General features: G+C 47.3%; 18 protein-coding genes and 1 pseudogene. 6 read left to right on the plus strand and 13 right to left on the minus strand.

Annotated elements, in window-relative coordinates; genetic code table 11:
- Positions 1-17 precede the first annotated feature (17 nt).
- Complete coding sequence (locus tag T472_RS05375; RefSeq protein WP_023386261.1) at positions 18-806, minus strand: SDR family NAD(P)-dependent oxidoreductase; 789 nt, start codon at positions 804-806, stop codon at positions 18-20.
- A 679-nt stretch (positions 807-1,485) separates the two neighbouring features.
- Here T472_RS05375 and T472_RS05380 point away from each other — a divergent pair.
- The 6 genes from T472_RS05380 (at position 1,486) to T472_RS05405 (ending at position 8,164) form a co-directional block, all read left to right on the plus strand.
- A complete protein-coding gene (locus T472_RS05380; protein WP_023386264.1) occupies positions 1,486-2,796 on the plus strand; it encodes a GntP family permease in 1,311 nt (436 codons plus the stop codon).
- A gap of 103 nt (positions 2,797-2,899) precedes the next feature.
- Positions 2,900-3,844, plus strand: a complete 945-nt coding sequence (locus T472_RS05385; RefSeq protein WP_023386266.1) for an NAD(P)H-dependent flavin oxidoreductase — start codon at positions 2,900-2,902, stop codon at positions 3,842-3,844.
- A gap of 37 nt (positions 3,845-3,881) precedes the next feature.
- The gene (locus T472_RS05390) at positions 3,882-4,817 is read left to right on the plus strand and encodes an AEC family transporter (RefSeq protein WP_023386268.1); all 936 of its coding nucleotides are present in this window, start codon (positions 3,882-3,884) and stop codon (positions 4,815-4,817) included.
- Between the two features lie 366 nt (positions 4,818-5,183).
- Positions 5,184-6,317: an acyl-CoA dehydrogenase family protein gene (locus T472_RS05395; RefSeq protein WP_023386270.1), complete on the plus strand. Its 1,134-nt coding sequence runs from the start codon at positions 5,184-5,186 to the stop codon at positions 6,315-6,317.
- Between the two features lie 17 nt (positions 6,318-6,334).
- Positions 6,335-7,120 (plus strand): electron transfer flavoprotein subunit beta, encoded by a 786-nt coding sequence (gene etfB / locus T472_RS05400; RefSeq protein ID WP_023386272.1) that lies wholly within the window; start codon positions 6,335-6,337, stop codon positions 7,118-7,120.
- 12 nt (positions 7,121-7,132) lie between these two features.
- The gene (locus T472_RS05405; protein ID WP_023386274.1) at positions 7,133-8,164 is read left to right on the plus strand and encodes an electron transfer flavoprotein subunit alpha/FixB family protein; all 1,032 of its coding nucleotides are present in this window, start codon (positions 7,133-7,135) and stop codon (positions 8,162-8,164) included.
- 67 nt (positions 8,165-8,231) lie between these two features.
- Here the strand turns inward: T472_RS05405 and T472_RS05410 are convergent, their stop codons facing one another.
- The 12 genes and pseudogenes from T472_RS05410 to T472_RS05465 form a co-directional block, all read right to left on the minus strand.
- A complete protein-coding gene (locus tag T472_RS05410; protein ID WP_040906791.1) occupies positions 8,232-9,143 on the minus strand; it encodes an MBL fold metallo-hydrolase in 912 nt (303 codons plus the stop codon).
- 18 nt (positions 9,144-9,161) lie between these two features.
- A pseudogene (locus tag T472_RS05415) lies at positions 9,162-9,872 on the minus strand (CpsD/CapB family tyrosine-protein kinase).
- Positions 9,873-9,894: 22 nt separating this feature from the next.
- Positions 9,895-10,686 (minus strand): tyrosine-protein phosphatase, encoded by a 792-nt coding sequence (locus tag T472_RS05420; RefSeq protein ID WP_023386277.1) that lies wholly within the window; start codon positions 10,684-10,686, stop codon positions 9,895-9,897.
- Positions 10,628-11,365 (minus strand): YveK family protein, encoded by a 738-nt coding sequence (locus T472_RS05425; protein WP_023386279.1) that lies wholly within the window; start codon positions 11,363-11,365, stop codon positions 10,628-10,630. Before T472_RS05425 ends, T472_RS05420 begins: the two co-directional genes overlap by 59 nt.
- Before the next feature lie 168 nt (positions 11,366-11,533).
- On the minus strand, positions 11,534-12,430 hold the full coding sequence (gene garR, locus T472_RS05430; RefSeq protein WP_023386281.1) for a 2-hydroxy-3-oxopropionate reductase: 897 nt from the start codon (positions 12,428-12,430) through the stop codon (positions 11,534-11,536).
- Between the two features lie 228 nt (positions 12,431-12,658).
- Positions 12,659-13,966, minus strand: a complete 1,308-nt coding sequence (locus T472_RS05435) for an NAD(P)-dependent oxidoreductase (RefSeq protein WP_023386283.1) — start codon at positions 13,964-13,966, stop codon at positions 12,659-12,661.
- A gap of 32 nt (positions 13,967-13,998) precedes the next feature.
- The gene (locus tag T472_RS05440; RefSeq protein WP_023386285.1) at positions 13,999-15,960 is read right to left on the minus strand and encodes a sigma 54-interacting transcriptional regulator; all 1,962 of its coding nucleotides are present in this window, start codon (positions 15,958-15,960) and stop codon (positions 13,999-14,001) included.
- 63 nt (positions 15,961-16,023) lie between these two features.
- Positions 16,024-16,911: a 4-hydroxy-tetrahydrodipicolinate synthase gene (gene dapA, locus T472_RS05445; RefSeq protein WP_023386288.1), complete on the minus strand. Its 888-nt coding sequence runs from the start codon at positions 16,909-16,911 to the stop codon at positions 16,024-16,026.
- A gap of 53 nt (positions 16,912-16,964) precedes the next feature.
- Positions 16,965-18,290 (minus strand): enolase C-terminal domain-like protein, encoded by a 1,326-nt coding sequence (locus T472_RS05450; RefSeq protein ID WP_040906775.1) that lies wholly within the window; start codon positions 18,288-18,290, stop codon positions 16,965-16,967.
- 14 nt (positions 18,291-18,304) lie between these two features.
- Positions 18,305-19,192: a 2-hydroxy-3-oxopropionate reductase gene (garR, locus tag T472_RS05455; protein ID WP_040906777.1), complete on the minus strand. Its 888-nt coding sequence runs from the start codon at positions 19,190-19,192 to the stop codon at positions 18,305-18,307.
- 59 nt (positions 19,193-19,251) lie between these two features.
- Positions 19,252-20,763, minus strand: a complete 1,512-nt coding sequence (gene garD / locus T472_RS05460) for a galactarate dehydratase (RefSeq protein WP_023386290.1) — start codon at positions 20,761-20,763, stop codon at positions 19,252-19,254.
- A gap of 87 nt (positions 20,764-20,850) precedes the next feature.
- Positions 20,851-21,864 (minus strand): tripartite tricarboxylate transporter substrate binding protein, encoded by a 1,014-nt coding sequence (locus T472_RS05465; protein ID WP_023386291.1) that lies wholly within the window; start codon positions 21,862-21,864, stop codon positions 20,851-20,853.
- Positions 21,865-21,875: the final 11 nt, after the last annotated feature.

Consider the following 21,875-nt stretch of genomic DNA (forward strand, 5'->3'; position numbering starts at 1 on the left):
TGCAATTGAAATCAATTCTAGTTGCAGGTAGTTCCCATGTCAGCTGCGATATATGCACCTGTTATTATGCTGGATGCATCTGATGCAAGGAACAGTGTTACAGCTGCTATTTCTTCTATAGTTCCGAGTCTTCTGAGTGCAGTTCTCTTAACAATCTGTTCCTTCACCTTTGGAATCTCAAGTGCTGCCCTGTTGATCGATGTCGGGACGTATCCCGGACAGATTGTGTTAGCTGTTATTCCATAGGGTCCCCATTCCATTGCCATTGTCTTTGAGAGGCTTACGACGGCAGCCTTAGACGAGCAATAGGCTGCAATATTCTTAGTCCCTACAAGTCCGCCAGCTGATGAAATATTGATGATCCTTCCTCCTGTTCCCTGCTTGATCATTTCCCTTGCAGCTGCAGCAGCACCAAAGAACAAGCCCTTTACATTGGTATCAAACACAGTATCAAACTCATCTTCCGACATTTCAACAACCCTTTTGGTTATACCCATTCCGGCATTGTTAACCATTATGTCGACTCTTCCGAACTTCTCTACAGCCTTTCTCACCACTTCTTCGATTTCATCCTTGATCCTTACGTCCGCTTTGATGCCAAGAGCCTTACCTCCGGCATTTTCGACTTCCTGTGCAACCCTGTCGCAATCCTCCTGATGTCTGCTGCACAGCACGACACTCGCTCCGAAATGTGCCAGAGTCATCACCATTCCGTATCCAAGACCCATGGTTCCTCCTGTCACGATAGCCACCTTACCGGTAAGGTCAAGGCTTGGCATAGGTAAAGCTGTTGTTTCTAAATCCATGATATTTTCCTCCTTGCTATGTTTTATTCAACTACATTAGCTGATGCTACATGATAGCTCTGACTATTTGTAAAGCAATTTGCATGCCAAATCGCAACGCCTGCTGAAAAGGCGAAAAAAATCCGAAATTTCATACATACCATGGAATTCTGGTGCCTTAATTAGATTGCCAAAAAATGTTAATCTTCACCAGCACCCTTTCTGTATCTTTTGTATACATTTTAAGTTGATTTAAAGGATAATTCTGTATATAGTTTATTCAGTATTGCCGAATATTCCTTTATGATCCGCAACAATCTGATACTTCAGATAATTGTTCAAAAAAAATTAATACATGGCTTGAATGATCTTTGTTCGCTAAAAGTCCATAAATCTATTGGATTCTAGAGATTTGCAGGCTATATGTCCATGTTGATCCCAAGTGGAGTATCCTTTTCTATTACTACGTGGAAATAATGAACTTAACCAGATATTTGGCGATAATTCAGCTTTATGATTCTTTCCTTCAAAGATAGCCCGAATGTTAAACTCAAGATCAACGTTTTTTTGGCACACTAATTGCTTTACCAATGTCAAGGTAATGTTCGTACCACAAAAACGTATGGGGAGGGATTCATCGGACATCAGGCAAGAAGCAAACAGGATATCATCTCTAAACTTAATTTTGAAGGAGGCAATCATGGTAGGAGTCATTGGAGTAATCGCGTCACTGGTATTATTAATGCTTATAGTCTACAAGGGGGTCGGAGTAATTCCCGCATCGATCTTGTGTGCACTCGTCGTAATCGTATCCACAGGTGGAGACATCTTCGGACAGCTTGGTACAGCATTCCTTCCTGGAACCGTCGGGTTTGTAAGTTCATACTTCTTTCTTCTAAGTACAGGCGCTCTTCTTGGGCAGGTCATGGGCGACAGCGGATCAGCCAAGGCGATAGGCAACTTCCTGATGGAAAAGATGGGTGCCAAGAACGTCATGATGATTACCTGCATAACAGCAGCAATCCTCAGCTATGGTGGAGTAAGCCTGTTTGTTCAGACTTTTACTGTCATACCTCTAGTACTTGGCATATACAGGGATGCCAACATACCAAAAAGGTTCATGGTCGGCTCATTCGTGCTTGGAAACGGAACCTTCGCGATGACAGCACTGCCCGGACTTCCATCGCTTCCCAATCTTATACCGACCCAGTACCTCGGAACCACACCGATGGCAGCACCAGTCCTAGGTATTGGAATAGGAGTATTCATGTTCGTAGCTGGTATCAGCTTCCTGAACTGGGAGCTCAAGAAATCGCAGGCTAAGGGTGAAACCTTTGAGCTTAACCACGCCACAGATGATAAGTTCCTTAACGTAGACCAGAGCAGGCCACTTCCCTCCACGCTAGTTGCTTTTCTGCCTCTGCTTGTGACCATCATGCTTATTGTGACAATTTCAGGAAAGTTCGCCGTTAAGAACAATGGCGTCAGTGTATGTCTAGTAACAGGAGCAGCACTTACATATATTCTCAACTGGAGCAGACTCAAGGACAAGATGCTCACCCTTAACGAAGGCTTCAGGTCAGCAGTAATTCCACTGCTTAACACTGCCGCACTAGTAGGATTCGGAACTGTCGTTTCAAAGTCACCAGCTTTCCAGAACTTCGTTGATTTCGCAATGGGACTCGATCTCAGTCCATATCTGTCTGCAGCTGTCGCAATAAACATAGTTGCAGGTATTACCGGTTCAGCTGCCGGCGGACTTGAGATATTCATGAAGGCACTTGGCCAGACCTATCTTGATATGGGACTGAACGCCAATGTCTTCCACAGACTGTCTGCAGTCGCATGCGGAGGACTTGACTCACTTCCCCACAACGGGGCAGTCAATACCATGTTCATGCTTATGGGAACAAACCACAAGCAGAGTTACTGGTATGTATTCGTAATAATGTGCATCATCCCGCTTGTATCAACAGGACTGATTGTTGCGCTTGCGATGATGTTCTACTAATCCAGATTGTAGCTTAGATGTGTGTTTAAAATCGCTTCCCAGGAAGTGATTTTAAACACTATTAATTTAAGGTGATAACAGTGTTTTCAAGGGGTTGATATTGATGAAAACCAAATTGACACAGATGCTTGGTATTGAGTACCCGATATTATGCGGTGGTATGTATGGACTTTCAGATGCTAAACTTGTTTCCTCAATAAGCAATGCAGGGGGGCTCGGCTTTATTGCATCAGGGCATATGACCGACACGGAAATGCTCAGGAAAGAGATTAAAAGGACACGGACGCTTACTGACAAGCCTTTTGGTGTTAACATATCACTGTTAAAGGAGTCAAAGAACGACCTGAGCCGCAATTTCATAGATGTTGTCATCGAAGAAAAAATCCCTGTAGTCGAGACTGCTGGCAATGACCCTTCAGAACTGATAGGGAGGCTCAAGTCAGGTGGAGTCAAGGTTCTGCATAAGGTTGTCACTGCCCGTCATGCAATAAAGGCAGTCGAGGCAGGTGCTGATGCGATCATACTTGTCGGATACTCTGCCGGCGGACACCCCGGCATGGAGGAGGTATGTCTTTTTGTAAACCTTCCTGAGACTATTGCAAGTGTCAAAGTCCCAGTCATTGCGGCAGGTGGTATCGCTACCGGCAAGGGAATGGCATCGGTGATGATGATGGGGGCTGATGGAGTGCTTATGGGATCAGCTTTTGCAGTTACAGAGGAGTCACTCTTCCACAGGAAGATAAAAGAAAGGATAGTTGATTCAAGATCCACGGATACAGCCGTAGTCTTCAAGACAATCAGAAACGCCTTCAGATGTCTGAAGAACGACCTTACAAAAGAGATACTTGAAAAGGAAAGGCAACAGGCCACTCCTGAAGAACTTCTGAAATACCTTAAAGGATTCGATGCCAAAAAAAGCTACCTTGAGGGAGATATTGAAAATATATTCATTCCAATAGGACAGGTCATAGGTCTGATAAACGACATCCCCACATGCAAGGTTCTCATAGACAGGATTGTATCTGAATATAATGAAATTGTAACTTAAAATTCCATAACTAACTTTAATTTGAGAGGTGAACCAGATGAATGAAGCGTTGATAGTCCTTGAGCAGGTTTCAATCATAATGCTGCTCATGGCGATAGGTTATATATCAATAAAACTTAAGATAATGACGGTCCCCTGGTATGAGGGTGTAGGCAAGTTCACTATTTATATCGCACTTCCTGCCCTTATATTCAGGACCATCACCAACCTAGGAGGCAGAAGTGCCGTACTTGGCAGCATTCCTGCGGTAGTTGCATCTATCGCACTCATACTCATTAATTTTGGAGTCGGCAAATTCGTCGCACGCATAAGCGGACTCAAAGGGAGAACAGCAGATACGCATCTCTCAGCCACTGCAATGGGCAATCTGGGCTACATCGGACTTCCCATGGTTGCTGCACTTTATGGAAATGACGGTCTGCTCATACTTTCGGTATTCATGATATTCGACGTCATGCTTAACTGGACGGTTGGAATTAACTTCATGAATCAGGACAAGAACCAGCCTGTCAACGATGTCTTAAGAGGTCTGATAACTCCGCTCAACGTAACCCTTGTGGCTTCAGTTACACTGCTCATGCTCAATATAAAGCCTTCAGGGCTTGTGTTCGATGTCATATCCGGGCTTGGGAGTACAACAAAATACTGTTCCATAGTGTATCTGGGAGCGATGCTCACAGTCGTAGATTTCAAGGGTGCACATAAGCAGGTTTCGCTGTACTTCCATACGTTGGTGAGGCTCTTTCTGTTTCCGATTCTAGTATATATGGTAGGAAGGAATTTCCTTGATCCAGTCGTCGCAAAGACACTTGCGATAATAATGGCACTGCCCACCATGCCTTCATTTCCAATATTTGCAAAGGTCAAAGGCGGGGATGAGCAATACGCCGTAAAGGTAACCTTCGTTGGAACTCTGGTTGCCCTTGTGACAATCCCTCTTGTTGTCGGAGCGATGTCAATGACCTGGATCTAGTGAGCCTTTTTTATTAACCAACTTTGTTAGCTATTTGTCATTTCAAACTGGAGATACCTCGTTCCCAGGTTGAAATTCAGATAGCTATTTTTTTGAAATTCGGCGTAAATATGTTGAGAATACCAATATCTTACCCATTTAATAAAAGAAATCATCTCGATTCATCAATCTCCAACTCCGAATGTATACATTGGAAACAAGTTAAGTGAGTACCAATGCCGTATTTTGTATAGATGATATACGTAAATTGGCTCAATTCCACAATATCTAGTTAGAATATTAACAAATTGACCACCTTTTAACGCTGGCATGATATTTGCTATATAAGATTCTGAGCAAGTAGATTGATTTTAAGGAGGAAGACTTATGTTTGAAAAGAAGCATGAAATGATAAGGAAACTTGCGAGGGACTTTGCCGAAAAAGAGATAGCTCCATTTGCACAGGAAATCGACCAGACTGGTGAGTATCCTGAAGAGCTAAGGCAGAAGATACTTAAGTGCAAGTTCCACGCTATAACCATTCCGGTTAAATATGGCGGCTGCGGTGGGGATTACCGTTCCGCTGCAATCGTGACCGAAGAAATCGCAAGGAAATGCGCAGCCTCGGTTACCCAGATAATGCCAAACTCCCTTTCAGGGTCACCGCTGATGCTTTTTGGAAATGAGTCGCAGAAGCAGAAGTACCTGAGGGGTATGGCTGAGGGTACTATGATCGGTGCCTTTGGCATAACAGAACCTGGAGCCGGCTCTGATACTGCGTCAATTACAACCACTGCTGTGAAGGATGGAGACCACTATATACTAAACGGAAGAAAATGTTTCATAACAAATGGCCCCATCTGTGATTTCATCACTGTATTCGCAAAGACTGACACTAAGGCTAAGGGAGTAAGCGGAATCAGTGCATTCATAGTAGAGTCCTCCTGGGAGGGTTTCTCCAGAGGCAAAATTGAAGACAAGCTCGGTATAAGAGGTTCCAAGACTTGCGACATCGTATTCGAAAATGTCAGGGTACCTGCGGAAAACCTGCTTGGAAAGGAAGGACAGGGTTTCAAGATCTGTATGGCGACACTTGATTCGGGAAGGATTACAGTAGCTTCACAAGGCCTCGGAATAGCACAGGGTGCCCTGGATGAAGCGGTCAAGTTCACGAAGGAGAGGATCCAGTTCGGCAAGCCGATTTCCAAGCTTCAGAACACCCAGTTCGAAATCGCTGATATGGCGACTCAGGTTCAATGTGCAAGGCTCCTAGTATACGATGCCGCATACAAGAAGGATTCCGGACAGTCATATACCAAGGAAGCAGCAATGGCCAAGTATTTTGCGGGAGAATGCTGCAACGACATTGCCTACAGGTCCCTTCAGTTCCATGGCGGATATGGGTTCATGAAGGATTACAATATCGAGAGAATATACAGGGATGCCAGAATCGTTTCCATATATGAAGGAACTTCTGAAATCCAGAAGCTCGTCATTTCAGGAATGGTCCTGGACAAGTAAAGAATTAGGAGGAAATCATGAATATCATAGTTTGTGCAAAACAGGTACCTAACACGAATGAAGTCAAGATAGATCCTGTAAAGGGGACCCTTATAAGGGATGGAGTAGAGAGCATATTGAACCCAGATGATGCCAATGCACTGGAGGAGGCCCTGAAGCTCAAGGACAACTCCAAGGATGTCAACATAACAGTGCTTTCGATGGGGCCTCCTCAGGCAGAGGAGATGCTCCGCGAATGTCTCTCAATGGGGGCCGATGAAGCGGTTCTTGTAAGTGACAGGGCGTTTGGTGGAGCTGATACATGGGCTACATCCAATACCATCTCTGCTGCGATTGATAAGATTGGCAATTTCGATATAATCTTTGCAGGGAGGCAAGCCATTGATGGGGATACTGCCCAGGTTGGCCCCCAGATAGCAGAAAAGCTTGGCATCCCACAGGTAACATATGTACAGAGCTTCACAGTCAATGGGAACGAGGTTACAGTACAAAGACAGCTTGAGGATGGTTATGAGACGATCAAGGTGAATACCCCTGTTCTCCTTACTGCAGTCAAGGAACTCAATAAGCCAAGGTACATGAGCGTTGATGGCATCTACAGTGCATACAGCAAGCCTATACCTGTCTGGGGTATCGAAGATCTTCCCATTGACAAGGAACTGGTTGGGCTTAAGGCTTCACCTACTAGAGTCTTTGCTTCATTCACCCCTCCACCTAAAGGTAAAGGAAGAATGCTGGAAGGCTCAGTGGTTGAAAAGATAGCATTTTTAATTAACGATATGTCTGAAAAGAATGTGATATAGGGAGGCTCAGTTATGGAAAATAATGTCAATGATATAAGCCAATACAAGGATGTCTGGGTGTTCGCTGAGCAAAGGAACGGACACATTTCACCAGTTGTCGTTGAACTTCTTGGTGAAGGAAGAAGAATTGCAGATGAGACAGGTTCAAACCTTTGCGCTGTTGTACTTGGAAACAACACGGGCAGCGTAGTTGATGAGCTTGCCAGATACGGTACCGATATCGTCTATTCTGCTGAAAGTCCTCTGCTTGAGAATTTCACGACAGATGCTTACACAAAGGTCATAACCGACGCCATCAGGGAATACAAGCCCGAAATCGTGCTGTACGGGGCTACCCATGTTGGAAGAGACCTGGCACCAAGAATAGCTGCTAGGGTCAATACAGGACTTACTGCGGACTGTACCAAGCTCGAAGTTGATCCTACTGACAAGAAGCTCAAACAGACAAGGCCGGCATTTGGTGGAAATCTCATGGCCACCATAATATGCCCGAACCACAGGCCTCAGATGTCAACAGTGAGACCCGGAGTCATGGAGCGTGCTAAAAGGTATGAGACAGCCAGCGCAAATGTGGTAAACATTGAAATTTCACTTACCCCTTCTGACATAAGGACCAAAGTCATTGAGATTGTGAAGAGCAGACTTAACCTTGTCTCACTTGGCGAAGCTGAAGTCATCGTCTCAGGCGGCAAGGGTCTTGGCAATCCTGAAGGTTTCACAATGTTAAGGAAGCTTGCAGATACTCTCGGTGGTGTAGTCGGTGCTTCAAGAGCTGCGGTCGATGCTGGCTGGATAGATCACTCGCATCAGGTCGGTCAGACCGGAACTACAGTCAAGCCAAGAATCTACATTGCCTGCGGAATTTCCGGTGCTATCCAGCATTTGGCAGGCATGTCGGATTCCGACATAATAATAGCAGTCAACAAAAATCCTGATGCTCCAATATTCAATGTGGCTGACTATGGCATTGTCGGTGACGTAAATGAGGTTGTTCCTGCACTTACTGATGCATTCGCAGAATTCAGGCTGCAGGCTGCAAATTAAATAATTAAGCATAGAAACCTGGCGGATCAAACCGCCAGGTTTCTGACTATCTTATATCGTGAGTTCATCATGTTCTCATATATTTCAGGAATCCATTGTCAAGGACCCTCTTCAGCCTGCCTGTATCAAAAAGGTAATCGGCATAAGGCTTGAACATCCTCTCTATAACAAGGTGCTTCTTTATTGTTCCCACATTGATGTAGAACTCATTTACAGCTGCCTTGAAGATGTCCTCCATGGTCATCGGGCGATCTATAAGGTTATATATTATCTCGATCCTCGCCATGCAGCCTTCTATGTTCTTCTTTGCGATATTCCATATTTCGTCGCTTGACCCCCTATGAGCGATAAGATACTTGCTGAACTTGAAGTTCTGTATCTCATTCAGGGTCTCAATATAGTCCGCGACTGAAAAGAAGTATGGAAGCTTCATCCCTGAAAGCACTTCAGTGCTTATTATCGCATCGCCAAGATAGATTACATCATCAGGTGTCACTATGCTCATATGAGAAGTCGTATGCCCGACTGTAGGGATAAACCGAAACTCTCTTCCACACAGGCCAACTACAGTATCCGTAAGAGGTACCCTGATGTCAGTCTCGCAGACCATATGGCTGACTCTCTCATTGATGTCTGTCATGGACAGGTACTGGTTCATGAGCTTAAGGTTCAGCACATTACTCGTAAGCAGTGCTTCAAGCTCAGGCATGGCGATGAGACAGCCGTATTTTTCCCTGAAATATGCATTGTTTCCGGCATGGTCAACATGGGCATGGGTGCATGCGATTGCGGCCACCCTGTAGCCCCTGGACTCCAAGGCTCCTTCAATCAGGCCTCTGTCTTCCTTGTAGCCTGAGTCAAGAAGGATGATATTTCCATCCCCTATTTCGTAGAAAGGCACATACTGGTCTCCAGTATCAATGACATAGGTATCGCCCAAAATATGGATTACGTTTGCTGTTTGTGCTCCTTTTGCCATATGGAATGCCATCCTCTTCTATTTCCTCTTTCTCTGGGTCTTCAGCGGCTGCTCGGCATAGTAATACTGGTAGTAGTATCCATAATAGCTGTTCTCGCTGACATCAAGGTTGTTCAGGACAACACCAAGTATCTTGGCATTGACATTCTCCAGAAGCTCCTTGGCCTTCATTGCCGCATTCTTTTAGGCAGCTCCTGATGATACGACAAGCAGATATCCGTCCGTATAATCCGCGAGAAGTTGTGCGTCTGTAACAATAAGAACCGGAGGAGTATCGAAGACAATGAAGTCATACTTATCCTTCATGTCCTCTACGAAATGCTTCATCTTTCCAGATGCCAGAAGCTCCGATGGATTCGGGGGTCTGGTTCCTGCGGTTATTATGCTGAGATTTTCCATGTTTGTCGGCTTTATTGCGTTCTCAATGGTCACTTCACCGGCAAGCAGGTTTGAAAGCCCCACAAGGTTTGACTGATTGAATATCTTGTGTATCATAGGCTTTCTCTGGTCACAGTCAATGAGGAGAGTCCTTTTCCCGGATTCGGCAGTGACTACAGCAAGGTTTGATGCAATCGTCGACTTTCCTTCTCCAGGACCTGAGCTTGTAATGCTGACAGTCTGGACGCTCTTGTCAAACGAAGAGAATTGTATATTAGTCCTAAGTGTCCTGTAAGCTTCCGCAATCGGGGATTTCGGATTGCTTACGGTTATGATATCAGTTTTTTCCATATCCTTCTCCATTGTTCCCAAATTAAATATTTTCCCTTATTACCTGGAAGAAGCTTCTCTTCACAGGCAGTTCAAAGTTCGATTCGATTTCTTTATCCGCAATCATTAGCTCCGCGTTATCGAGCGCATAGTCCTCGAACCTTTTATCGATCCTGTAAGCCTTGTCGAATGCGGCAAGCAGTCCTGTTGGTCTCTTGGTGCTGTTGTGCGCGTCAGATCCCAGGAAATTAGCTATACCATGCTGTATCATCGCAGTCGCTGTCTTCTCGGCAGCCTTTCCCGATGATCCCAGTACACTTCCGGAATTTATCTGGAACAGGCAGCCTTCCCGTATAAGCCTGTTAAGGATCCTAAGGTCATCCTGTACATACCTGTATCTTTCAGGATGGGCTATGACCGGTACCACTCCAAGTATCCCCAGCTCATATACCATGTCGAGACAGCTGTCTGACAAGCTTTCTGAAGGAAGTTCCACCAGCATGTACCTTGACCCGTTGATTCCTCGAACCGTTCCGTTCTTGTAGAGTTCTACCGCACTGTTGTCAAGAGTAAGCTCCTGGCCAGGGTAGAGTTCAATTTCAAGGCCCTTGTTCCTTATGGCTTCCTTAAGTGCGTTCATGCTTTCCAGCATCGTCTCATATCCGACCTCATATCGGCCTTTAGCATAGTGAGGTGTGACGATCATACCGTCAGTCCCTTCATTTATGCATTTTCTGATCATCTCAAAAGAAGTTTCCAGGTCCCTGGCTCCGTCGTCAAGCCCTGGAAGCACGTGGCTGTGAACGTCTAGCATTCTTTCGCCTCTTGTCTCCATTATCCTCAGCCTCCTTGGGTATGATGCCTATGACCGGCAGGTCAAGATATCTCGCTACGTCGTCTTCCGATTTTATAGTATTGTCGAGATACTCTATCACAAACACGAGTCCCAGTGACCCCATAAGCCCGATAAGAAAGGCAATCGCTATGTTCAGCTTCTTGTTCGGGCTAACAGGGGTTGTAGGAACCTGTGCCCTGTCCATTATCTGTATGTCTCCACCAGTCGGAAAGACTGCCTTTGAAGTCTCGATGAATGATCCTGATACCGCCGTGGCAATCTGTACAGCTGTTGAAGGGTCTTCGCTCCTGGCCTTTATTACCATTATCTGAGTATCTGACTGCGGTGATACTGTTATCGCAGACTGCACATCCTTAGATGTGAAACCTTCTCCAAGCCTTCTGGCAGAGTCATCTGCAACAAGCTTTGACTTTGCGATCTGGATGTATGTCTGCACGAGATTCTGGTACATGACAATATCTGAGTATACCGTCTGCTCTGTTCCCTGAGGCCTGCCTACGATAATGCTGGTCTGTGCCTCGTACACTGGCTTCAGCACGAAAAAGCTTACGATTCCAGAGCCAAGGGTGCATAAAAGTGTTATTATAACGATCAGCTTCATCCTTTTCCTTACCATATAGAAAAGGTCGCGCAGATCAAGCGTCATTTCATCTTCCATCGTTCAATTCCTTTCAAGCTTAATACATTTACTCTTCATTCTAACATAGTTCATACAAATGCGTAAACCATAAATAACTTGAAATACATGGATATTAGACATATCTCAAATTAACGTAGAATTAACATATATATGAAAACACCCGGCATCTGCCGGGTGATATGGACTTTACTTTGATTTCGCAACACTGACCTTTGACATGTACTCGAAATACTTCACAATCGCGCTATGGTCCGTATTGTCATGACCATCCGCCTTAAGCGACTGCATGATCTCCATTATCTCAGCCGTAAACGGCATCGGTGATCCGATATCATGGCCTGCATCAAGTGCATTCTTGAGGTCCTTGATATGAAGGCTCATCTTGAACCCCGGAGTGAAGTCCCCTGATACCATCTTAGGAAGCTTCGCATCAAGGACACTTGAGCCCGCGCTTCCAACCCTTATTGCCTGGTGGACCTTTTCAGGATCAACACCTGACTTCACGCAAAAGGCTATTGCTTCAGATACGGCAGCGATGTTAAGCGCAACTATCATGTTGTTGGCTAGCTTTGTGGTATGTCCGGCGCCAACCGAACCAACAAGCGTCACAGTTGACCCCATTGACTTGAGAATGTCATTACAGGAGTCAAATACACCCTGGTCTCCTCCGACCATTATTGCAAGGGTTCCGGCAACTGCTCCAGGCTCTCCTCCGCTGACAGGGGCATCCAGCATGTCGATTCCCTTCTCCTTGAGCTTCGCCGCTATACGCTTTGTTGCCACAGGAGATATGGAGCTCATGTCTATCACAACAAGGCCTGCCCTGCCGCCTTCTGCGATACCGTTCGCTCCAAGTGCGACTTCCTCCACCTGAGGTGAATCTGGCAGCATTGTGACAACGACATCGCAAAGACCTGCAACCTCCTTTGGAGAATAAGCCTGCACTGCACCTTCACTTACGAGCCTCTGAACTCTCGCGTTGTCATGGTGGTTGTAAACCACAGCTTCAAATCCAGCTTTCATGGCGTTCCTGCACATCGGTTCACCCATGATGCCTATGCCGATAAAACCAACTTTCTTCAAATTTATCACTCCCCTGTATAATCTATAAGGATATTATACAACCTTATGCATCTGGATTGCCATATTTTGACATTCCCAGAATTTTTCCTGCAGTCCACCTTGAATTATATGCCTTGCATTGGGATATGGTCATGACCAAACAAGCCATTTCACGGACCCGCGAGCTCACTCTATATCGGGGCCCTCCAAGATAACAGGCCGCGGGAAAGCGCGGCCACAATCATCAGATTATAATCCGAGAAGCTTCTTGGCATCAATGTACGATGCGATACCATCCGCAACCTTCTTGGCTTCCTTCATCGCCCTGACTACAGTCGCAGGCTCATGGACCACATCACCGCCAGCGAATACTCCTGCAAGGGTGGTCATTCCATATGGCTTTTCTCTTGTGATTACATAACCCTTGTCACTTGTTTCGATTCCAGGTGTAGTGGACACTATCCTCTTTGCTGGCCTTGACCCGATTGCAAGAAGAATGACATCGGCATCAATGACATATTCGGCTCCATCGGTCTCAACCACAAGTCCTGTCACCTTACCCTCATTTCCTGAATAAGCTTTGGGCTGTGCTGAGAACCTGAACTCGACGCCATCAGCTATCGCTCCCTCGTATTCTCCCCTTGTCGCAGGCATGTCTTTCTCGGTTCTCCTGTATGCAACTGTAACCTTACCTGCACCGAGCCTCTTTGCAGACCTGGCAGCATCCATGGCCACATTGCCTGCTCCGACCACAACCACCCTGTCGCCAGGATTGATCAGAACCTCATCAGCAGTGACCTTGCCTTCTCCGGCCATGACCACCATCCTCAGGAAGTAGCTGGCCTGCTCGATTCCGCTGTTTTCACGTCCGGGAAGCTTCAGGTCCTTGGACAGGTTCGTTCCGGTTCCTATGAATGCGGCATCGAAACCAGCATTGAAGAGTGTCTCCAGCGTGAAGCTTTCGCCGGCTGTTGAGTTTGTAATGAAAGAGACTCCAAGAGATGCTATCCTGGCAATTTCTCTCCTCACTACCTCCTTGTTCAGCCTGAACTCAGGTATGCCGTACAGGAGAACTCCCCCCGGCTCTTCCTGAGCCTCATAGACCACCACATTGAAGCCCTGCCTTGCCAGGTCTCCTGCAACCGTAAGTCCCGCAGGTCCCGATCCTATGACAGCCACCTTTCCTCTTGTCTTCGCTACTGTAGGATCGGTGATTATCCCTGCTTCATAGTCAAAGTCAGCCACAAACCTCTCGAGCTTGCCTACCCTGATCTCCTTTCCCTTCGCATGCATAATGCAATGGCCTTCACATTGGAGCTCGTGCGGGCAAACCCTTCCGCATATGGCAGGAAGGTTGCTCCTCTCTGAAATTATCCTCCTGGCCGTACCGAAGTTTCCCTTTGCTACCTCCTTTATGAATTCAGGGATAGACTGTTCTATAGGGCATCCGGTCTTGCAAAGGGGCTTCTTGCAGTCAAGGCACCTCTTTGCCTCAGCTACAGCTTCCTTAGGTGTGTAGCCTCTGTTTTCCTCTTCGAACCCGAACCTGTTGTCCATATGGCTTCCTCCTTTAAGCAGAGAGGAGAAGATCAGATCTTCTCCCCTCCGTATGTTGTTGAAATATTATACTTCCTGATCTTGCGCCACAGTGTAGTGGTGCTTATTCCAAGCTCTTTGGCCACCGCCATCCTGTTTCCGGAGTGCTTGTCAAGAAGTGCAATGATCCTTGTATACTCTCCTGCTTCGGTATATGGCCTGATCTCCTCTGCCTGTGGTGAACCATTGGATTGAATTGTACCATATTTCTGCGACTGGTCAATAGGGAAACTATCCTCTATATGGAAACGAACCAGCTCCTCTGATATTACCCTTTCAGAGCTTATAGTCACTACCTTCTCCACAAAGTTCTTCAGCTGCCTTATGTTCCCGTACCAATCGTACTCGCTCATGAGCTTTCTCGCCCCTTCGCTGAAGGTCACGCTCTTGCTTAGCTCCACTGAATATTCCCTGGTGAAGAAGTCGGTAAGCACAAGTATATCCTCCCTTCTTTCCCTGAGCGGAGGAATATGAAGAGAGAGTATGTTCAGCCTGTAATAGAGGTCCTCCCGGAACTTTCCCTGCCTTATGAGATCCATCAGGTTCTTGTTCGTCGCCGCTATGATCCTTACATCTATGGGGGTGACCTTATCGTCGCCCACCCTCATGATGTTCTTTTCCTGGATCACCCTGAGGAGCCTTACCTGACCATACAGGTCCATTTCGGATATCTCATCGAGGAATATGGTGCCCGTGTCAGCAAGATGGAAAAGTCCTCTCTTGCCTCCCTTTGAAGCACCTGTGAATGCACCCTCAACATATCCGAAGAGCTCGCTTTCAAGAAGGTTTGAAGGAAGGGCCGCACAGTTGACAGCAACGAACGGATTGTTCTTCCTCAGGCTCTCGTTGTGTATGCTCTGTGCGAACAGCTCCTTGCCGGTCCCTGACTCACCTGATATGAGCACAGTTGAGTTGTTCTTCGAATATTTCAGGGCCATATCCTTCAGGCTCCTCATCTTGTTTGAGATCCCATGTATGTCCTTGAACGTATATTTCGCGATATGACCCTTCAGGTAAATCTCCCTCTTGATCTCCGCTGCCATGTCCTCGATCTTCTCTACAGGAGAGAAGGAGAATATTACTCCCTCAAGCTTTCCGTCTACGTTAATCGGAGCGAAGTTTGCGATATAGACAGTCTCATCGTGGGTCAGTATGGTGCCGAACACCTCCTGCCCCTTCTTTACCTTTGCAAGGTCTGCCTGGTCTATCTCCGGAATGATGCTTGTTATTTTCTTGCCTATGGCATTCTTGTCCCTGGTCCTGAAGCTCTCCTCTGCATTGTGGTTGAAAATGGTTATTATCCCGTTATTGTCAGTCTTTATTATCGCATCAAAGGAATAATCGACCACAGCCTTGAATTCGGCACTCTGTTTCTTCTCTATGTCCAGGGCCATGACTATCTTCTCCGCTATTTCAAACGCCTGGCTTATGGAATCTTCAGTGGATTCCAAAAAGAGACATGGTACACCAAGCCCTTTGGCATAGGTGTTCACTATGTCTCCCCCGATCAGTGCATCAGATTTGTCCCTGACTGCCCTGTCAACTGCAGGCAGAAGGTCTTCCCTGCTTTTCACAAGGTATGTCTTTACCTCCACACCAACAATGTCCCCGAAAATCATGATATCAGTATACATGTTCTCGAAGCCTATGAAGGCAAGCTTCGGCCTTTCCTTGTTCAGAAGCTTCTTGGCCTCATGCATGAGCATCGCAATCTCCTGACCGGTGATCCTTATCTCAACCAAAGGGATCCCAAGTCCCGAATCCTTGATTATCGATGCCTGGGTACCTCTTGCTATGACAACATCATAGCCATTATCCATGGCTTTCTTAGTCATTTCAACAATATTCTCTGATTTTGAGAGCTGCATGAGGACCTCGGCATCCATCTTCTTCACGATGCCTTCTGCAAGCTCAATCATCTCAAACCTCGGTGCCATGAACGCTATCTTTGCCAAGTCCTCACCTCCCTCTTTGATTACTATAATAGAGTCCCAAAATGCTTATGTCAAAGGCAAGCTTTAGATGAGCTCCATTTCCTTGAGGATCTTCCTGAGGTTCTCTCTTTCATGTTCCTTGAGCGGTCCTACAGGCTCGTAGGAGCATCCTACATCGATTCCCTGCATCGCAAGGCCTTCCTTTATGACAGCTGGGAATGTCCCCAGGTTGAAGGCGATCCTGAGAGGAGCAAGCTTGAACTGTGCCTCGAGGGCACCTTCCCTGTCGCCTGCCATGTACTTGTCATAAATGTCGGCTGCAAGCCTTGGTGCAACGTTTGAGCATGATGCAATGGCACCTGAAGCTCCATAGCACAGGGCAGCATATATCAGGGTATCCCTGCCCATCATCACGTGGAAGTCCTTGCCCTTTGTAAGCCTCAGGTACTCCTCGGTGTTAGTCATGTCTCCTGTGGAATCCTTGACTCCGATGATGTTCTTGACATCAGCGAGCTTTGCCGCAGTAGGCGGGAATATGTCCACTCCTGTCTTCGGCTTGTTGTTGTACATTATTATCGGAAGTTCAGTACACTTCGCAATCGTCTCATAATGCCTTATGAGGTCATCCTGCGTAGGGGATATGAACATCGGGGTCAGTATGGACAGGGCGTCTACCTTGCATTCATCAGCGATTTCAGCAAGCCTTACCGCTCCCCTTGTGGTTATGTGGTTGACTCCGGCATAGACAGGAACCCTGCCCTTTACCTCGTCAACTGTGATCATGAGAAGTTCCCTGTATTCTTCGTCTGTAAGTCCATAGAACTCGCCTGTGGTTCCTGCAGGGAACACACCGTGCAGTCCGTTTGCGATCAGGTGATTGATCATCAGCCTCAATGCCTTCTCATCAAGTTTACCCTCTTTTGTCAGAGGTGTCACCAGAGGAGGTATGACACCATACGGTTTAAAATCCATTTTCATTCCATCCTTAATTACCAGGGCTTAGCCCTGTTGATATCTTTCAGTTCCTACCTGACAAGGCAAGGCTTCTTGTTATCGAACTTCCAGTCCTTTATGAGGTACTGCATCGCCATCGAGTCATCCCTTGCTCCCAGGCCCTTCTCAAGGTAAAGCTCATGGGCCTTCATTACCTTTTCCATGTCGAGCTCTATTCCGAGACCCTTCATGTCCCTGGCAATCGTTACCTCGCCATCGGCTATCTTCATTGCGTTCTTGGTAAGGTCCTGTCCGTCCTGCCATATCCAGTGGGTGTCTATTGCAGTGATGTTTCCAGGCGCCGCTGCTGCCGCGTGGCAGAACATGGCGAGTGATACATCGAAATGGTTGTTTGAGTGGGAGCCCCAGGTTAACCCGAACTCATTGCAAAGCTGCGCTACGCGCACTGATCCTGACATGGTCCAAAAATGAGGGTCTGCAAGAGGAATATCAACGCTGTGGAGAGCTACCGCATGTGACATCTGTCTCCAGTCTGTCGCGATCATGTTGGTAGCTGTCGGTAATCCTGTCCTCTTCCTGAACTCGGCCATGACCTCCCTGCCTGAGAATCCTGCCTCGGCTCCGCATGGATCCTCAGCGTATGCCATTATCCCGTGCATGTCCTTGCAGAGCGATACCGCTTCCTCAAGTGACCATGCTCCGTTGGGGTCAAGTGTTATCCTTGCTTCAGGGAATCTCTCGTGGAGAGCCTTTATCGCCTTGATCTCCTCTTTACCCTCAAGAACTCCGCCCTTTAGCTTGAAGTCCTGGAATCCGTACCTTTCCTGAGCAGCCTCTGCAAGCCTTACTATGGCTTCAGGTGTCATCGCTTCGAATCTTCTTACAGCTTCCCAATCATCCTTGAACTCATCCTCGATCAGGTAGCCAAGGTCTGTCTTCTTGGGGTCAGCTATGTAGAACAGGTAACCGAGCGCCTTTACCTTCTCCCTCTGCTGTCCGTCGCCAAGAAGTGCCGCTACCGGTACCTCCAGGTACTTTCCGAGAAGGTCAAGGAGGGCTGACTCCACTGCAGTTACAACGTGCACCGTAGTCCTCAGGTCGAAGGTCTGAAGGCCTCTGCCTTCCTTGTCCCTGTCCTTGAACTTCTCGAATATCTCATTCATGACGTTCTTGTAGTTTCCAAGGGACTGCCCTACGACAAGCTCCCTTGAATCCTCAAGAGTCTGCCTGATCTTTTCACCACCCGGCACTTCTCCAACTCCTTCATTGCCAGTGTCATCCTTAAGGATGACAAGGTTCCTTGTGAAGTATGGTCCATGGGCACCTGAGAGGTTAAGCAGCATGCTGTCATAGCCTGCTACCGGTATTACCTTCATCTCTATTACTTTTGGAGTCATTTCGCTACCTCCGCCTAGTTTCTTGTTACTTCGAGATTGTTTAGCTTCTCGTAGTACTTGACGAGTGCGGAATGGTCCTCTTTCTCATGACCGTCAGCCTTAAGGCCGAGCATCATCTCCATTACCTGCGAGGTAAGAGGAAGTGAAGCTGCCAGCTCATGTGATGTGTCAAGGGCATTTTGGAGGTCCTTGATGTGGAGCTCAATCCTGAATCCAGGGTCGAATCTTCTGTCGAGCACCATCGGAGCCTTGGCATCGAGCACTGTGCTTCCTGCAAGACCTCCCCTTATAGCCTTGTATACAAGCTCAGGATCAACTCCTGCCTTCTTTGCAAGTACAAGCGCTTCGCTCATAGCCGCTATGTTGAGGGCAACTATTATCTGGTTCGCAAGCTTAGTTATGTTGCCTGCGCCGATCTCTCCGACATAAACTACGGATCCTGCCATTGTCTTCATGATGTCGTAGCACTTGTCGAAGGTTTCCTTGTTTCCGCCGACCATAACTGACAGGGTGCCGTCGATTGCCTTGGGCTCTCCGCCGCTTACAGGTGCATCAAGAAGAACGATACCGAACTTTGCAAGCTCTGCGCTTACTTCCCTGCTTGCTAGTGGAGCAATCGAGCTCATGTCGATGACGATAGTGCCAGCCTTCGCTCCGCTGGATATTCCATTTTCACCAAGGCATACTGTCTTAACGTGAGGGGAATTCGGAAGCATCGTGACGATTATGTCAGTCTTCTCTGCAACCTCTTTTGCCGTCTCGGCACTTTCAGCTCCGAGAGCGACAAGCTCAGCGACCGCAACTGTGTTCCTGTCATTTACTATAAGCTCATATCCGGCCTTGAGCAGATTCTTGCTCATCGGCTTTCCCATTATTCCAAGTCCTATGAATCCTATCTTCATTTAATTTCACCTTTCCTTTGTATGATCGAATGTTAAGAGATTTCTCAAGGGTCAATATCCTATGTTATCGGAGCGGGGTTGAACACTGTCAGCGCATTGTATAGGCCGTACTCGTCGCTGAAGGTCTTCTTCCTTCCTCCTGCCACATCGATTATGAACTCGAAGATCTCTCTGCCCTTCTCTTCCAGTGTCTTTTCACCGGATGCAATGTCTCCTGCATTGATGTCAATGAGGTCGAACCATTTGTTCTTAAGTGCCGTGTTAGAGGATACCTTGATTACCGGTGCAACTCTCAGGTTGTATGTAGTCCCTCTTCCTGTAGAGAACACCTGGATCGTCATCCCTGATGAGAACTGCTGCGTTCCGCAGACGAAGTCCGATGCGGGGGTTGCAGCGAATGTAAGTCCGCTCTTCCTTATCCTTTCGCCTGGCGAAAGGACATCAACTATCGGGCTTGTGCCGGATTTCACTACAGAGCCCAGTGATTTTTCAATGATGTTTGCAAGTCCGCCCTGCTTGTTGCCTGGTGTCGGGTTAGCATCCCTGTCAACTTCTCCGCCTGCAAGGTAGTCGTCATACCATGACATCTCCCTCTTCAGCTTTTCAAGCACTTCAGGTGATACAGTCCTCGGTGCGAGGAGATGGACTCCATCCCTCACCTCGGATACCTCTGAGAACATGACCCTGGCTCCGGCAGCCACCAGCATGTCGGCAGCATATCCTATGGCAGGATTCGCAGTCACACCGGAAAAAGCATCGCTCCCTCCGCACTGCAGTCCAACCACAAGGCCTGATACCGGACATTCTTCCCTCTGTCTTCTGTTGAGCCTTTCGAGCTTCTCCTCGGCCTTGTCCATTATCTCGTCCATGATTTCCTGGAAGCCTTTGCAGTCCTGCAGGACCACAAGGTTCCTGTCGTCTATCTCAGTGAACAGCTTCTGCGGTGTCAGCTTCTCGCATCCGAGGGATACGGTAAGCAGCTCTCCGCCGAAGTTAGGGTTCTTTGACATGTTGAGTATGGTCCTGATGGGAATTTCGGCGTTCCTTGCGCTTATTGCCACACCGCAGCCATATGCATGGTTCAGGGCAGCCACATCATCCACATTCGGATACTTGGGGAGGAGCTCCCTCCTTATCCTGTCGACAGCCACGTTCACTACACCTTCAACGCATTGCACTGTTGTTGTTATGGCAAGTATGTTCCTTGTTCCGAAGGTGCCGTCAGCATTCCTGTAGCCCATGAAGGTCCTTGGTCCTACTTCAGGTGCAGTCCACTCGTGGTCGAAGCTGCTCGTAAGGCTTTCAACCGGTACGGCTTCCCTAATCTTCACGTTGCGCTCATTGACCCAGCTGCCTTTCGTGATATCTTCCCTGGCATGTCCGATAACCTCACCGTACCTAAGCACCTCAGATCCTGATGGTATGTCAGAAAGAGCTATCTTGTGGGCCTGCGGGATGTCTTCCATGGCAACGAGGCCGCCATCGAAGGTACTCCCTGCCCTGGCTCCGCCTTCCTTGACTATGATCGCCACATTGTCCCTGTCATTGACTTTAATATACAACTCATTCATATCAATTAAATCCCCTTGATATCCTTTACTTATGAGATTGGGGAAATATCTCTATTTCCCCAACCTTATGATGCTTATTGCAGTGTGTTACTTCTTAAGAAGTGCCTGGAACTTGAAGAAATCTTCCCTTGTTTCCTTCAGGAGCTGTATCGCATCAGCTGTCTGGTATACAGTTACAGGCTGCTTGAAGCCAGTCTCAAGGTCCTTTGCGTACTCAGGATTCTCGGATATCTGCTTAGCAATGCTGCTCATCTTCTCAATGATCTTGGCATCAGTTCCCTTAGGGAATGCGATTATGTATGGCTTTTCCATCGCGAAATCAAGTCCCTGCTCAGTAAGGGTCTTTATGTCGCCAAGGTATTCATTTCTCTCAGCTGAGAACTGTCCGAGTGCAACCATGTCGCCAGTCTTGAGGTAATCCTGGATCGTTCCGTATGAGATCGCTGCTACATCAATTCTTCCGCCAAGGAGGTTAGTTACCTTTTCAGCTGCTGAACCTACGTCAACTACCTTCATGTCGATTCCAGCCTGGTCCATGAGCATGAGTCCCTGAAGGTGTGAGTATCCTCCAAGCTCTGTTCCAAATATTATCTTGCCTGGCGTAGCTTTCGCCTTGGCAACAAGGTCAGCCGCATCTGTAAGTCCAGACTTCTTGCTTGCAACAAGTATTACACCCTTGTCAACTGCAGGTATTGCAGCTACATCAAATGCGTCATAGCCATAGTCGACGAGTCCTGCGACTTCGTTCACTATCATAGGTCCGGTGTGTGTAAAGAGGATAGTGTTTCCATCTTTTGCAGAATTCTTGACCTGTGAAGTTGCAACCGAACCGCCGCCGCCGCCCATGTTCGTTATTATCATTGTCTGTCCAGTTATCTTCTCGAAATACTTCGCAAATGTCCTTGCATTGAAGTCAGTGTCTCCGCCTGCTGAAGCTGTAACCAGAACCTCTACGGTCTTAGTTGGCCAAGCAGTCTCAGTCGGTGCTGAAGTGCCTGATGGTGCAGTCGTAGGTGTTGCCGGAGTCTTGGCTCCGCAGCCTGCAAGTACTCCTACAGTAAGGACCATTGCTGAAATGATGGAAATCGCTTTGAATTTCATTCTTTTCTCTC

The sequence above is a fragment of the Youngiibacter fragilis 232.1 genome (assembly GCF_000495435.3).
Lineage (GTDB): Bacteria > Bacillota > Clostridia > Clostridiales > Clostridiaceae > Youngiibacter > Youngiibacter fragilis.